Source organism: Roseateles sp. GW835-FHT13E02, from assembly GCF_058794035.1.
In genome coordinates this window covers 134,733-149,779 of record NZ_JBXAGJ010000002.1, presented here as the reverse complement: position 1 = coordinate 149,779, position 15,047 = coordinate 134,733, and the positions used below count along the sequence as shown (strand labels likewise).

The window sequence follows — 15,047 nt, the reverse complement described above, 5'->3', positions numbered from 1 at the left end:
AACCCCATCGCAACTTAGAGGAGCAACTGAATGCCTCGTTACATGCGCATGACCGCCATCCTGGCGGCGGTTGAGGCCACCGTAGGGACTGACGCGGCGCCCACGGGCGCCGCCAATGCCCTGCTGGTGTCGAACTGCAACATCACCCCGCTGAATGTCAGCAACGTGGACCGCGATCTGATTCGCGCCTACTTCGGTGCCAGCGAGCAGCTGGCCGGCACGGCGTTCGTGCAGGCCAGCTTTGAGGTCGAGCTGGCCGGCAGCTCGGCGGCGGGCACCGCGCCGCCCTGGGCGCCGCTGCTGCGCGCCTGCGGCTTTGCCGAGACGGTGGCCAGCACGCCGGCCCGGGTTGAGTATTCGCCGATCACACAGAACATTCCGTCTGTGACCATCTACTACTACATGGATGGCGTGCTGCACAAGCTGCTCGGCGCTCGCGGCACCTGCGAAATCAAGGCCGAGCTGGGCGCCATTCCGAAGCTGGCGTTCAATTTCAGCGGCGTCGATGGCGGCATTGCGGCCACGGCCACGCCAGCCACCACGCTGACGGCCTGGAAAACGCCGGTCGTCATCAACGATGCGAACAGCGGCGATGTGACCTTCGGCGGCGCGCTGGCTGCGGGCGCCATCACGGGCGGCTCGCCCTATGCCGGCAAGGGTTTGACCTTGAGCCTGGGCAATGAGGTGCAGTTCACGCCGCTGACCAGCTCGGAGGGTATCGACATCACCAAGCGCGAGGTGACGGGCAAGGTCAGCTTGGACCTGAGTGCGGCCGACTACGTGACCTTCATGCAGGCCGTCAAGGCCAACTCGCTGGCCACGCTGTCCTATCAGTTCGGCACGGTGGTGGGTAACACCATCCTGATCTTCGGCCCTGCGGTGCAGCGCCTGAGCCCGGCCTATGAGGATTACAACGGCCGCGCCATGTCGACCTATGACCTGCGCTTTGCGCCGCTGGCCGGCAATGACGAATTGCGCATCGTCGTGAAGTGACCCGGCAGGGCGCACCGGGCCCAGCCCGGTGCGCCCTGTCTCTCTTGAATCCCCATCTTTTGTGTCCCCGAGCTGCCTGGCCCTGAGCTGGCAGCCGCAATCATCAATTCTGTTTGGAGTCTCTGTTATGTCGTTCAAGTTCGCTGTGGCCAATCTCGTGCGTGTCCCGGTCAAGTTCCAGGCCGCCGATGGCTCCAAGACCGTTCCTTTCTCGTTCACCCTGCTGTGCAAGCGCCTGCAGCAAAGCGAAGTCGCTCAGCGCGTCAACACGGATGAGCAGACCGTGCGCGAGTTCGTGTCCGATGTCGCCACCGGCTGGGAGGGCCAAACCCTGGTGCTGGAAGAGGCCACGGGCCAGCCGGCCGCCTACAGCCCCGAGGCTCTGGCCGCCATGCTGGAGTTTCCGGGCCTGGCTTACACGGCCTATCAGTCCTATCTCAAGCACTTCGGAGCCAAGGAAAAAAACTGACGGAGGCCGGGCGCCTGCTGGCGCGCGGCGATCTGCAGCTGGGTGCTGAGGCCGAGGCCCGGCGCGACGAAGCGGCCGAGGCCCTGGCGGCGTTTGGCCTGTACATGGAGTCGCCCGAGTCCCTGCAGGCCGGGCGCGAATGGCATCTGTGGCCGGAGCATCTGCCTGCGTTTGAGCTGTTCCTGGGCGTGCAGACCCAATGGGTGGTTGGCATGGGTGGCCCGGTGGGGCTGGCCTATGCCGGTGTCGAGTCTTGCCTGCGCTTGCTGGGCCTGAAGCCTGCCGAGCGGCGCGCGCGGTTTGTCGAGCTGCAGCACATCGAGCGCGGCTGGTTGACCGGCTGGCGCGAGGTGAACGATAAGAAAGAGCGTCGATGAGTGAAATCAAGTACCGCCTGGCCGTAGACCCCTCGGGGCTGCAGGCCCAGCTGGGCAGCACCGAGCGCCTCTTTGGTGCCCACGCGGCCAGCGTGGCTGCAGAGCTGGATGTGATGCGGCAAGCCAGCGTCCGATTCGGGAATGCGCATGTCGGCGAGGCCGCGCGTGCCATTGAGGCCACCGACCGGCTGGCGTCGGCCGTGGGCCGCATCGGCAGCGCGACCGGCGCCATCCTGGGCGGCCTGGGTGTGGGCCAGGTGACCCGGGCCATGGCAGGCATGGCCGATGAGGTGGCCAGCATGGATGGCCGGCTGAAGCTGGCCACCGGCAGCGCGCGTGAGTATGCGCAGGCACAGGCTGACATTGCCGGCATCGCGGAGCGCCAGCGGGCGGGTCTGGTTGAGGTCGGCACGCTCTACACCAAGACTGCCTCGGTGGCCGCCGAGCTGGGCGCCAGTCAGGCCGATGTGGCCAAGTTCACCGAGGCCACCGCTGCAGCATTGGCGCTCAATGGCACCAGCGCTGCGGCGTCGGCTGGTGCCCTGCTGCAGCTGGGGCAGGCCATCGGCGGCGCGAACCTGCAGGCGGAAGAGTTCAACAGCATCTTGGACGGTGCCCGGCCGCTGCTCGCTGCCGCCGCCAAGCACATCGATGGCACGGGCGGCAGCCTGTCCAAGCTCAAGGAGCTGGTGACCGAGGGCAAGGTTTCCAGCAAGGACTTCTTTGCGGCCGTGGTCAAGGCCAGCGATGAGCTGAAGAATTCCACGGCCCAGCTGCCGGTGACGATTGGCCAGGCCACCACGCTGATGCGCAATGACGCGCTCAAGCTGGTGGGGGACTTTGACAAAGTGTCGGGTGCCAGCCAGCAAGTGGCAGGAGCCATTCGCGCCATCGGTTCGCATTTGGATGTGGTGGCCGTGGCCGGTGCTGGCCTTGCTGGTGTGATGGGCGGCCGATTGCTGCAGAGCATGGTTGCGATGGTGGACACACGCATCTCCAGCAACGCCAAGATGGTGCAGGAACTGCGCAACACCGTGTTGCTGACTGAGGCGAATATGGCCCAGGCCGCCTCTCAGGTGGCGGCAGCGCAGGCGATGAACCTGGGTGTGGGCAGCGCATCCGCGCTCGCCGTGGCTGAATCGCGTGTGATGCAGGCGCAGCTCGCGCGCACGGCAGCGCAGTCGGCATTGAGTGCGGCGACCACGGCGGGCGGGGTTGCGTCTGGCGTTGCATCGAGTGCCCTTGGCCTGATGGGTGGCCCATTGGGCTTGGTGACCACGCTGCTCGCGGCTGGGGCCACGGCTTGGGCCTTGTGGGGCGGTGCGAGCAAAAAGGCGGGCGAGGGTGCGCCGGCTCTGATTGATCGTCTGGATGAGTCCAATGATCGCTTGGCCCGTGAGGTGGCGCTGCTGCGCGAGCGCAATCGCTTGACTGGGGCGGGCAAGGCCGCACAGGCAGCGGGCACGGATGCCGATGTTCAGGCTGCTGCCGATGCCCGCAAGCGCCTCGTGGAAATTGAGGATGAGTTGGCCGTCAAACGCGGCATGAATGCCTCAACGCTGGCCCTTGAGAACGAGCGTGCTGCATTGCAGTTTGCGTTGCGTACTGGCGAGCTGAACGCCGAAGAGAAGGCGGCGCAACAGCGCCTGGCCTCGGAGCGCGATGCAGGCGACAAGCGTCTCAAATGGCTTGCTCAGCTGGGTGACAAGGCGGCGCAATTGCAGTTGGAGCTCAAGAAGGCCAGGGCAGAGTTCGGCAACGTCATCCCGTCAGACATTGAAAAGGCGATCCACAAGAAGTTCGCTGAGCCCGTCAAGGACGCGTCTGCCGAGATGGTCAAGGCTGGCGTTAAGTTGGCTGCAGACTTGGCGGCTCAAGGTGGCGGCCTGGCCAGTGACTTCTCGGAAAAATGGGACAGCCTCAATGCTGCATACCAAGCCCGGAAGATCGTTCTTGACCAGCTGTACACGGCCCAGGAAGCGCTCTGGGCTCAGCAGCCCGGCATCAAGGCTGCGGCCGAGGCTGAGGCCAAGGCGCTGCAGGATGCGCAAGAGGCGCACGAAAAGCGCTATGCCGCGCTCATCAAGGATGCCGAGCAGAGCGCAGCCCAGGCCATGGCCAAGGTCCTGGCCATGCAGCAGGAAGAGGCGGCGCTGGAGCTGGTGGCAGCCGGCACTATGACGCTGGCCGAAGCCATGGAGCGGGTCCAGATTGAGCGCCTCAAGGATGCAGCCTGGGCAGCGGCTGGCTCTGGCCAGACCGAGCGCCTGGCTGCCATCAATGCGGAGATCGCGGCGCGCGAGAAGCTCGCCGGCCTGGTGCGCCGCAAGGATGACCGCGACAGCGCCAAGGACTTGGTGAAAGAGCTGGAGGGCTCGCTGGGCAAGGACATTGGCGCCAATCTGGCGGCCGGCTTCGACAAGGCCAGCCAGAGCCTGGGCGCTTTTGTCGCGGGCTTCCGTGACCTGGCGCTGGCGCAAGAGGCCTCGGCCAAAGACCATGCCAAGCTCGCCGATCTGAAAGAGAAGGACCTGAAGGAATACTCCCGCCTGGCGGCGCAGTTGGCTGACCGGGATGCGGCCAAGCAGATGAATGCCTACGGCAACATCGCTGGAGCGGCCAAGGGGTTCTTCAAGGAGGGGGCCAAGGGTTACAAGGCGCTGGAGAACGCCGAGAAGGTGTATCGGGCGTTTGAATTGGCCATGTCCATCAAGGCGATTGCGCAGCGCTTGATGGAGGTCAGCACGGTTACCTCGGCCAAGATCGCGGGTGATGAGGCCAGCGCCAGTTCAGGTGTTTGGGCTTCGATCAAGGAGGCCGCCGCGAACATGTTCAAGGGGCAGGCGGCAGCCGTTGCTGGTGTGGCAAACCAAGCGGGGGGTGACCCCTATACGGCGCCCGCCCGTATGGCGTCGATGGCAGCCATCATGGCGGGCCTCGGCTTCATCGTGGGTGGCATCAGCGGTGGCGGTTCTGCGCCTGATCCGGGTAACACCGGCACCGGCACGGTGCTTGGCGACAACTCGGCCAAGAGTGAAAGCCTCAATCGCGCCATGGATCACCTGGCCAAGAACAGCGACATCAGCCTGCGCTATAGCCAGGGCATGCTGTCCGCGCTCAACACGATTGCAGGCGGCATCAGTGGCCTGTCTGGCTTGATCGTGCGTGACCAGAATCTGACCACCGGGGATAACTTCGGCGTGCAGACGGGGACCAAGCTGCCAGGGCTCATCAGCTTTGCCAGCAAGATTCCTGTGGTGGGCAAGGTGGCCAGTGCTTTGTTTGGCACCAAAACCTCCATCAACGGAACGGGCCTCTACATGGGGGACCAGACCCTGGGCAGCATCGTCAACGGTGGCGCCAATCTGCAGAGCTATGTCGATGTCACCAAGAAGAAGAAGTTCTTCGGGGTGACCTACAGCAACAAGAGCAGCACGCAATATCAGGGTGCAGACCCTGAGCTGTCGCAGCAGTTCCGCCGCATGTTCGAGCAGTTCGCCAAGGGTGTGGAAATGGCGGCCGGGCCGCTGGATCGCAGCCTGGAGGATGTCCGGCGCCGGCTGTCCACGTTCGTGGTCAGCATCGGCAAGATCAATCTGGAGGGACTGAATGGTGCTCAGATTCAAGAGCGCCTGACCGCTGTGTTCGGCGCCGCGGCTGATCGCATTGCGAGCACTGCGCTGCCGGGGCTGCAGGATTTTCAGAAGGTCGGCGAGGGCTACTTTGAAACCGTGGTGCGTGTCGCCTCGGGGGTGGAGGGCGCCCGCGCTGTGCTGGAGAAGCTGGGCGTGTCGGCCATGGCCTACGGCGATATCGTCAACAAGCAGGGCGATGTCGGCTCTGAGTTGATCCGGGGCAGCTTGCTGGCCTGGGAGAAAGCCAATTACGGCCTGACCACGGGTGTGGCTGAGATCGTCCAGGCCTTCACGGGTTCGGCTGAAGAGCTGGCCCAGCTGTGGCAAGGACTGTCCACGATGCGCGACGGCCTGCGGGCGATTGGTGCAGATGTGGCCGCGCTGAGCGTGGACATGATCCGTGGCGCGGGCGGTGCTGATGCGCTGAGCGAGGGCCTGCAGGCTTACTTTGACAGCTTCTTGACCGAGGCCGAGCGCACGGCAGAAATGTCGCGCCGTGTGGCGGCTCAGTTCGCTGCGGCGGGCGTGGCCATGCCGGCTTCGGCCGAGGGCTTCAAAAAGCTGGTGCGCGGCATTGATACCAGCACGGCGGCAGGGCAAGAGCTGTTCGGCAAGGTCATTTCACTGTCGGGTAGCTTCGCTGAGCTGCAGAGCGCTCTGGCCAGCGCTGCCGAGGGCGCCGATGCCATGGCAGAGCAGCGGGCCAGCCTGGAGGGCCAGCTGCTGCAGCTTCAGGGCAACACCGCCGAGCTGCGCGCCCGCGAGCTGGCCCAAATGGACGCCAGCCTGCGGCCCCTGAAGCAGCGCATCTGGGCGCTGGAGGATGAGCAGGCAGCTGCGCAAGCAGCCGCCCAGCTGGCCGGCCAGCGGCAAAGCCTGGAGGGGCAGCTGCTGCAGCTGCAGGGCAACACGGTGGCGCTGCGCGCAGCGGAGCTGGCCAAGGTGGACGCCAGCCTGCGCCCGCTGCAGCAGCGCATCTGGGCGCTGCAGGAGGAGCAGGCGGCAGCGCAAGCGGCGGCCCAGCTTGCCAGCCAGCGGCAGGGTCTGGAGGTTCAACTGCTGCAGCTGCAGGGCAACACCGTGGCGCTGCGTGCCATTGAGGTGGCCAAGCTGGACGCCAGCCTGCGGCCGATGCAAGAGCGCATCTGGGCGCTGCAGGATGAGCAGGCGGCGGCGCAAGCGGCGGCCCAGGCTCAGCAGCAACTGGCCAGCCAGCGCGAGAGCCTGGAGGGGCAGCTGCTGCGCCTCCAGGGCAACACGGCCGAGCTGCGCGCCCGTGAGCTGGCGCAGATGGATGCCGGCCTGCGGCCCATGCAGCAGCGCATCTGGGCGCTGGAGGATGAGCAGGCGGCAGCGCAAGCAGCGGCCCAGGCTCAGCAGCAACTGGCCGGCCAGCGCGAGAGCCTGGAGGGGCAGCTGCTGCAGCTGCAGGGCAACACGGCCGAGCTGCGCGCCCGCGAGCTGGCCAAGCTGGACGCCAGCCTGCGGCCACTGCAAGAGCGGCTGTGGGCGCTGGAGGATGAAAAGACTGCAGCGCAAGCGGCGGCCGATGCGGCGGCCAAGGCGGCTGATGCCTGGAAGGGCCTCGGCGATGGCTTGGCTGACGAAATCAAGCGCATCAAGGGGCTGCTGACCGACTCGCCCGAGCTGGGGCTGTCGAGTCTGCAGACTCAGTTTGCGCTGGATACGGCAGCAGCGCGGGCTGGGGATCAAGAGGCGGCGGCGCGACTGCCGGCGCTCAGTAGTTCCTTGCTCACGGCGGCCGAGGCCAGCGCGAGCAGCTCGGTCGAGCTGAAGCGCCTGCAGGCGGCCACCATGGCCAGCCTGGAGGGCACGCTGGGGCAGCTGCAAGCCTTGGCTGCGCTGCGTCTGCCTGCACCGGGGGTGGTTCCTGTGGGGGCCGTCACAGGCGGGCAGGCCGGTGGTGTGCCGCCGCCTGTCGTGCCTGCTGATCCATCGGCCTCGCCTCTGGGTGAGCTGGTGCGGGAGGTGCGCGAGCTGCGGGCCGAGGTGTCGCGCCTGCGCTCGGAGCAGGAGGCCAGTCAGTTTGCGATTGCGGCCGGCACCGGGCGTGTGGCCAAGGTGCTGGAGCGTGTGAGCCCGGATGGTGACGCGCTGCTGGTTCGCGCGGCTGCGTGATGTTCAACCGCCCGGCGTGATGCCGGGCTTCTTCTCAAAAGCTGAATGAATGAAAGTCATCCGCCCCATGAAGGTGGACGGCCCGGCGCTGCTCGCCAGCAACGTGCCCGAAACCGACCATCCCGCCTGGGCTGCAGGCACCACGTATGCCAAGGGCGCGCGGGTCATCGTGACCGCGACCCATCGGCGCTATGAAAGCCTGATTGATAACAACCTGGGCAGAGACCCGGCCAGCCAGCCCGGCGCCTGGCTGGACATCGGCTCTACCAATCGCTGGGCGGCGTTTGATGCGTCGGTGGGCACCAGCACCCAGCAGGCGGGCTTGATTGATGTCACCGTGCGTGGCTCGGGCCGCGTCAATGCGGTGGCGCTGATGGACATGGAGGCCACCAGCGTGCGGGTGCGCGTGACCGATGCGACCGATGGCCTGGTGTATGACCGCACCGTCGATCTGGTGGCCAGCAGTGGCGTCAATGATTGGTATGCGTACTTCTTTGAGCCCATCCTGCGGCGCCGTGACCTGGTGCTGTTCGATCTGCCGCCCTACAACGATGCGACGGTGCGCGTTGAGATCAGCAACCCCACCGGCACGGCCAGCGTCGGCGTGATCGTGCTGGGACAGCAGCATGTGCTGGGCGAAACCCGCTACGGGCTCAGCCTGGGCATCACCGACTACTCGGTCAAGCAGCGCGACGGCTTCGGCGAAATGCGTGTGGTCGAGCGGCCGGCGAGCAAGCGAGCCAGGGCGCCCATTCGCATGCGTGCGGGCGATGTCGATCGCGTCGTGCGCTTGCTGACGCAATACCGGGCTGTCCCCCTGGTATGGGTGGCCACCGCGCTCTATGACGCGTCCATCGTCTACGGCTTTTACAAGGATGTGGACATCGTGATATCCGGCCCGGTGTGGGTGGATTGTTCGTTAGAAATTGAGGGGCTCATCTGATGCCAATTGTTGATATCAGCGCATTGCCGGCTGCGCCAAGTCGCCGGCAGTCGCCCGCCGATTTTGTGGCGGCGGCTGATGCCCATGTGGCGGCACTCACGCCCATGGTCGCGCAGCTCAATGCTGCGTTCGATCAGGTGGAGGCGGCCGAGGCCTCGGCCATTGCCAAGGCAGCAGCGGCGGCGGGGGACAGCGCTGCGGCGGCGACAGCCCGAGCTGCAGCCCAGGCCAGCGCCGAGCTAGCGGCAGGATATGCGGGCGCGGCAGCGTGGGTGGCGGCCACCGTCTATCCCAAGGATGCGGTGGTGTTCTCGCCAGTCAATCGCATGCTGTACCGGCGCAAGGCTGCAGGGGCTTCGCCGGGCGACCCATCGGCGGATGCGGCCAATTGGGACTCGGTGGTGCTGCAGGTCGGCGGCAATGCCGTCTGGCATGCGGGCAACTTCAATCCGGCCACCAAGGCTGACTTGGCGAATGCCAACTTCACGGCCCTGCAGGTCGGCGGCAATTCGGTCTGGCATGCGGGCAATTTCAACCCTGCCACCAAGGCCGATCTGGCGGCGGCCAATTTCACGGTGCTGTCTGTGGGCGGCAAGGCGGTCTGGCATACCGGCAACTTCAACCCGGCCAGCTATGCACCCCTGGCGGGCGGTGGGCTCTTCACTGGGGCGGGTTCGTTCCGTGCGTTCTCTGTCCGCTCCAGCAGTGCGAACTCTTGGAGCTATTTCAGTCTGGGTGGGGCGACTGAGCCTGAGGCCTGGATTATTGGGGCGCATCCTTTGGCGACAGCCCAGATGGATGCGGGCTCGGTGCATTTTCAGGCGGGTGCGGCGGGCACAGTGTTTGGGATCAGCCCTAGTGCTGGTGCAGTGCGCGTGGTCGGTGACTATGGGCGGCTGTTTTCAAGCAGGAATACCTCGGCTGGTGGCGCTGTGCAGTTCTATGTTGACCATGCGTTGGGGAACGTCCAGCTCGGCAACTTGCGGGGAAATCTGCAGATTGGCGCTGGCGGCTCTATCGAGCTGATGCGCGAGTTTTCATATGCTGGCCAAAACAGCGGCAACGCACGAGCGGTCAAGTTCGGATATTCGGGGGGCAATTACGGTGGCCTGGCCTATGGTGTGGACTTCACTGGCACCACAAATCGGCACACTTATGCGCTTGCGGACAAGGTGACTCTGGTGCATCTGGCTGATGGTTTGGTGGTGCAAGCGGCACCAGTAGGCACTATCGGCTCGGATGTGGCCTGGTCTGATGTCTTGGTGGCAAGCCTCGCCGGGACGTTCAGGTACCGGGGCAATGATGTCTGGCATGCGGGTAACGTTGACCCGTTCCGGTTCGTGGGCTGGATTGCAAATCCGGGTGCGGACGCGAACACTCTCGCGGGCAACCGTTCGGCGTTCACCTATTCCAACAACGCGCCCTGGCCGGGGCCGCTGGTTCACTTTGATGCCAGTGGCTACGGGCTTCAGCTTCATGCGCCCTATGCGGCAGGGAACGCCCTTGCGTTCCGTACCCGCAATGGTGACGGCAACGTGTGGAACCCTTGGCGGGCTGTCTGGCATGAGGGGAATTTCAATCCTTCGCAGTATGCGAATCTCACAGCAAATAGCACTTTTGATGGCTATGTCCAAACCCTCAGCCACTTCTACTGCCAAGGTGACTATTACGTAAAGAATGGCAGCGGCTGGTGGGCGGTCATTGAGCGAAATGGGGGGTTGCCACATGTGTACGGCAACTCCATGCGCGTGGCGACTACTCTGGACATCGTGGACAACGGCACCCGGTTCTCGCGGGGCAATAGCTATGCCTTGCGACTCTCGTCGCCCTCTGGGTACTGCGATATCGGTTCGATGAATGCCGATTTCTTCCACTTTCAGACAGACCGGCCGCGCTTCTATTTCAACAAGTCGAACTACGTGAACGGCCGTGTGTATGCCAACTCTGACGGCAGCGATAACGGCATCGGTTTGGGCTCCATCAAGGTCAGCACTGCTGCGCCGTCTGGCGGCGTGCAGGGCGATATCTGGGTGATGTACTGATGCCGCGCCAGATCCATTTCCATGATGGCGCGGCTTGGCGCAGAGCCAAGCGGATTTATGTTCACGATGGGACCGCCTGGCGGCAATCCAAGTCCGTGTACGTCCACGATGGGACCGCGTGGAGGCTCTCGGGTGCAAGTGCGCCTGTGAACTTCGGCGGCTCCGTTCAGGCCTCAGGGATTGGGGCCTCAGCTGTTTCTGCCAGCGTTTCATTTGAGACAGATGGCGTCATCACCATGGCGGAGTACGCCGGCCCCGCGCGATACAGCTACAGCGCATGGTTTGACGCGTCCGAAGCTGGCATTGGGGCGAGCCATTGGATACGCGCCACGCTGCAAGCGGGTGCTGTGCCGACAACTGGCCCTGGCCAAGGCGTCTGGCTGCCCCTGAGCCAGGCGCGCACCTGGCTCTATTCGTCAGGCACGGGCGGTGCCTCGTCGGTGCGGAGCGGAACCCTGCTCTTTGAAATCAGCGCAAACAGTGCCGGCTCTGCCATTGTTTGCTCGGGTGTGTTCACCATCACTGCAGACCGAGAGAGCTAAACAAAGGAGGGGCTATGCCCGACTATCGAGAAAGCACCGCGAGTGCAAAGAGCTGGCGGCGCGCATGCGGCGCCACCATTTACAACCCGCTGCCGGGTCAGGCCGCGCCGCGCATCGTGTTTGATGAGGTCGATGTGGTGGCCGTGGCCGGCCGCGTCATTGCCGCGCAGCAAGTCTTTGGCTCTGACCCGGTTGCGGTGGAGTTTGACCCTGCGGGCGAGTTCCCGCTGGTCAACCCTGCGACGGGTGAGGCCACGGGCCAGGCCATGACGCATGCGCAGCTGCACACGGCTTTGCATTCGCTCTACATGGCGGCGGCCAAGGCGCGGGATGGCCGCGCGGCTGCCGCCGCCGCCCAGGCTTCGCCGACTGTTCCCTGACTTCCAATCAAAACCATGAATCTCCAATCGCAACAAGAACCCACCATTTCTCTGCAGCTGCCCCTGAGCGCTGTCAATACGCTGCTGCAGGGCGCTGCTCAGCTGCCCTATGGCGCGGTCGCTGCCCTGGTGGCCGAAGTCCAGCAGCAGGCCCAGGCTCAGCTGCAGGCACTGTCCGGCGAACAGACGGGGCCTCAGGCTGGCTGATTGCCAGGCCCTCGCGCGCTCTCTTACCTGCTCTCTCATCCGGCCCGCCTGGCTTTGCCTCGCGGGCCGCTTCTTTGGTCTATGAATGACGGAGACATGCGCGCATGAAAACAACTGAAGCGGTCGAAGCGGCCGTAGCGGCCTCGGCCACCAAGGCCACGTATGGCGGTGTGGCCACCATCGGCCTGGGCTGGGTGCTGTCGGATGGCTTTGCTGTCTTGATGGGCCTGGTGCTGGGCCTGGCCGGCTTTGCGGTCAATCTGTACTTCCGCACGCGGCAAGACCGGCGTGATGAGCGTGAGCATGCAATGCGCATTGCTGCGATTGAGCGCGAGGGCCGCCAGGCCCGCACGGGTTGCCGGGGCGCCTGCCGCCATAACTGAAGGGGACGCTATGAAGCTCTCGCAGCATTTCACGCTGGCTGAATTCGTGGCCAGCGCCACGGCCGCTGAGCGTGGCATTTACAACGAGCTGCCGGCCGTGTTGCTGGAGGAGGCCCGGCGTACCGCCCAGATGATGGAGCGCATTCGAGAGGCGCTTTCCGGCCTCGCGGGCAAGCCGGTGCCCATCCTCATCAGCAGCGGCTATCGCAGTCTGGAGCTGAATCGGGCCGTGGGCAGCAGTGCCAGCAGCGACCACCCGCGCGCCATGGCCGTCGATTGGACGGCGCCGGACTTCGGCTCGCCCTACCTCATCGCTCTGGCCTTGGCGCCTCTGGTTCGCGGGCTGGGCATCGGTCAGCTGATCTATGAAAAGCCCGGGCGCACGGCCTGGGTGCATACCTCCACGCGCCAGCCTGCCAAGCCGGTCAACCGCGTGATAACCATTGGCCCCGCTGGTCCCCAGCTGGGCATTCAGGAGATTTGAGATGACGATTCCGAAAGACAAGCTCGCGCATGCCATGGCTGGCCTGCTGGCCGCCCTGGTGGGCATCGTGCTGGCCAGCCTGGTGCCCATCGTCGTGGGGGCGCCGCCTGACATGCTGGGTGCCGCCTCGGGCGCCCTTGTGGCGGCCACGGCGGCCGGGGTGACCAAAGAGGCCGCCGATGCCCAGGACAACCGCATCAATCCGGGCATGCATGGTGTCGAGCTGGCTGATGCCATTGCGACGGCTTTGCCTGGCTGGGCCATCGCGGCCCTGTTGATCTGGCTGCAGAAAGGCGGTGCGTGATGGAGCTGCAGAAGCTCATGGGCAAGGTCGCGCCCTGGATCGCGGCCGCAGCAGCAGGCCCGGGCGGCCTGGCGGTGCAGGCGCTCAAGACGGCGGCCGAGGCCTTGGGGGCAGAGGGTGCGACCGCTGAGCAGGTATCGCAGGCCGTGGCGGCGGCTTCGCCTGAGCAGCTGGCCAAGCTGCGCGAGGCAGAGCAGGGCTTTCAGCTGCGCATGCGCGAGCTTGGCTTTGGTAGCGTGCTGGCGCTCACCCAGGCTGCTGGCCAGGACCGCGCCGATGCACGCAAGCGCGAGGTGGCCACGGGCGACAGCTGGACGCCGCGCCTGCTGGCTGCGGTCATTGTGCTGGGCTGGTTCGCGGTGCAGGCGTGGCTGCTGGCGCATGTGGTGCCCCAGGAGATGCGCGAAATCATCATGCGCACCCTGGGCACGCTGGACATGGGCCTGGGCCTGGTGCTGGGCTACTACTACGGCAGCAGCAACCCGCGCGCCGGGCAGTCGGCTGACGGCCCGCCTCGGGGTGAGCCTCCGCGCTGACTCAGGCCGGCTGTGGGGTGAACTCGGCGCCTGCCAGCAGTTCACCCCGCTTGTCGATCTGCAGCAGGCGGCTTTTGCCGCCTTTGGCGCGCAGCAGGATGTCCATTGTTCCCTTGGGTGTGTCGGGCTGGATGCCGACCCTGTAGACCACGATCTGCTCAAAGGTGTCTGCAATGAGTTGTCGGGCCTTGAGTCTGGCCTCGGTGTCCAGGGTTTCAACGCCGGCCGCCAGCTCGCGCCATTGCTCCTCAGACCCGCTGGGGTCGAATCGGCCAGCTTCAGCCAATGCGCGCTCAGCTGCCTGTAGGTCTCGCTCTACGGTCTGCCGTTCATCCTCCAGGGCTCTGGCTCGGCGGACAAACACCTGAGGCGTGCCGGCGCTGTCGTCCAGCATCGCCTCGGTCAGGCGCTCCAGCTGCGTATCGATGCGCGCCAGTTTGGCCTGGGCGGCTGCAACTGCGGCCCGGGGCGCAGCTGTGGCATCGCTGGAGTAAAGGGACTGCAGGTTCAGCATGTCGCTGCACCAGCGCATCAGCGCCCGCTCTATTGGGGCCGCTGAGCATGAGCTGCGCACCGGGCAGGGGGTGGCTGTATTGTCGCTGGTGCATTGCAGCCTGCGGTTTCCATCGGGCACCGAGCCATCTTCTCGCATGCGCGCGACCATGGTCTGCGTCTTCTTGGCTTTGCCGCAGTAGCCGCAGATGGTGACGCCAAAGCCCGTGAGGATGGCCGGCACCTTGTTGCGGATCATCTTGCGTGAGCGCTGGCCAGCCAGCAGCTGAACCTCATCCCACTCTGCCGGACTGATGACGGCCGGGTAATAGCCCTCCAGCACGAAAGTCTCGCCGTCCAACTCGATGCGCTTTTCTCCCTTCAGGGCCGGATGCACCAGCATGCGCAAGAGGTGACCGGATGCGGCCGCAGTGCCGCCCAGGCTAAGCCCGCGTTCGTGCAGCTCTCGGACAATTGGCCCCAGGCCGTGGCCAGCTCGGAACCTGTCCACGGCCAGACGGTAGGCCTCGGCGCGTTCGGGGATGAGGGTCCATTTCCCGCCCTCAACGCGCAGCCAGCCCGGTGTCTGGCCGTATCGGATCAGGCCCTTGTATGTGCCATCAATCCAGCCGCGGCACATGCGGCGGATAGCGTCTCGCACGCGCTTGCTCTTGGTGTCGGACTCTTCGTGGGCGCGGATCATCACCAGCAAGCTGTAGACCAAATCCATGGGGTTGGCCTTGAGGCTTTCTTGGCTGTACGCCTTGCTGTCGCTCGCGGTGACCACCGTGATGCCGGCATTGATGATCTGGGCCAGCTGGCCCTGCGCCACGATGGGCTCGGCCCGGCTCAGGCGGTCCAGGCCTTCCACGACCAGCACGGAGCCGGTGGGCACCTTGCCGTCTTCGACGGCCAGGAGAAACGCGCCCAGGGCGCCACGTTTGACATGCTTCTGGTGATAGGCGCTCAGGCCCTCATCACGCATGCTAAGAGACTCATCCAGGGTGAGGCCGTTCTGTCGCGCCCACTCCTTGGCGTAGGCCTGCTGGCGGTCGCTGCTGGCCCCTGCGGCCTGCTTCGCATCGCTGAACCTGAGATAGCTATAGACCTTCGCGCGCATC

13 protein-coding genes are annotated in these 15,047 nt (G+C 65.3%); 12 read left to right on the top strand and 1 reads right to left on the bottom strand.

Annotated elements, in window-relative coordinates:
- Positions 1-30 precede the first annotated feature (30 nt).
- The 12 genes from AC1Q6P_RS02425 to AC1Q6P_RS02370 all read left to right on the top strand — a co-directional run bounded on the left by AC1Q6P_RS02425 (position 31) and on the right by AC1Q6P_RS02370 (position 13,434).
- Entirely contained in the window at positions 31-993 is a 963-nt protein-coding gene (locus AC1Q6P_RS02425) for a phage tail tube protein (protein ID WP_492662880.1), read from the top strand.
- A gap of 127 nt (positions 994-1,120) precedes the next feature.
- Complete coding sequence (locus AC1Q6P_RS02420; RefSeq protein WP_492662879.1) at positions 1,121-1,462, top strand: hypothetical protein; 342 nt, start codon at positions 1,121-1,123, stop codon at positions 1,460-1,462.
- Between the two features lie 104 nt (positions 1,463-1,566).
- Complete coding sequence (locus tag AC1Q6P_RS02415) at positions 1,567-1,839, top strand: DUF1799 domain-containing protein (protein WP_492662878.1); 273 nt, start codon at positions 1,567-1,569, stop codon at positions 1,837-1,839.
- Positions 1,836-7,613: a tape measure protein gene (locus tag AC1Q6P_RS02410; RefSeq protein WP_492662877.1), complete on the top strand. Its 5,778-nt coding sequence runs from the start codon at positions 1,836-1,838 to the stop codon at positions 7,611-7,613. Before AC1Q6P_RS02415 ends, AC1Q6P_RS02410 begins: the two co-directional genes overlap by 4 nt.
- Before the next feature lie 67 nt (positions 7,614-7,680).
- A complete protein-coding gene (locus AC1Q6P_RS02405) occupies positions 7,681-8,556 on the top strand; it encodes a carbohydrate-binding protein (protein WP_492662876.1) in 876 nt (291 codons plus the stop codon).
- On the top strand, positions 8,556-10,598 hold the full coding sequence (locus tag AC1Q6P_RS02400; RefSeq protein ID WP_492662875.1) for a hypothetical protein: 2,043 nt from the start codon (positions 8,556-8,558) through the stop codon (positions 10,596-10,598). Before AC1Q6P_RS02405 ends, AC1Q6P_RS02400 begins: the two co-directional genes overlap by 1 nt.
- A gap of 556 nt (positions 10,599-11,154) precedes the next feature.
- Positions 11,155-11,520: a hypothetical protein gene (locus AC1Q6P_RS02395; RefSeq protein WP_492662874.1), complete on the top strand. Its 366-nt coding sequence runs from the start codon at positions 11,155-11,157 to the stop codon at positions 11,518-11,520.
- A gap of 15 nt (positions 11,521-11,535) precedes the next feature.
- Complete coding sequence (locus tag AC1Q6P_RS02390; protein WP_492662873.1) at positions 11,536-11,727, top strand: hypothetical protein; 192 nt, start codon at positions 11,536-11,538, stop codon at positions 11,725-11,727.
- 104 nt (positions 11,728-11,831) lie between these two features.
- Entirely contained in the window at positions 11,832-12,110 is a 279-nt protein-coding gene (locus AC1Q6P_RS02385) for a holin (RefSeq protein WP_492662872.1), read from the top strand.
- A 10-nt stretch (positions 12,111-12,120) separates the two neighbouring features.
- On the top strand, positions 12,121-12,594 hold the full coding sequence (locus AC1Q6P_RS02380; protein WP_492662871.1) for a D-Ala-D-Ala carboxypeptidase family metallohydrolase: 474 nt from the start codon (positions 12,121-12,123) through the stop codon (positions 12,592-12,594).
- Between the two features lies 1 nt (position 12,595).
- Complete coding sequence (locus AC1Q6P_RS02375; RefSeq protein ID WP_492662870.1) at positions 12,596-12,898, top strand: hypothetical protein; 303 nt, start codon at positions 12,596-12,598, stop codon at positions 12,896-12,898.
- On the top strand, positions 12,898-13,434 hold the full coding sequence (locus AC1Q6P_RS02370; RefSeq protein ID WP_492662869.1) for a hypothetical protein: 537 nt from the start codon (positions 12,898-12,900) through the stop codon (positions 13,432-13,434). The genes AC1Q6P_RS02375 and AC1Q6P_RS02370 overlap by 1 nt, the downstream gene beginning before the upstream one ends.
- A gap of 1 nt (position 13,435) precedes the next feature.
- Here the strand turns inward: AC1Q6P_RS02370 and AC1Q6P_RS02365 are convergent, their stop codons facing one another.
- Positions 13,436-15,046, bottom strand: coding sequence for a recombinase family protein (locus AC1Q6P_RS02365; protein ID WP_492662868.1), 1,611 nt, complete (start codon positions 15,044-15,046; stop codon positions 13,436-13,438).
- Position 15,047 lies beyond the last annotated feature (1 nt).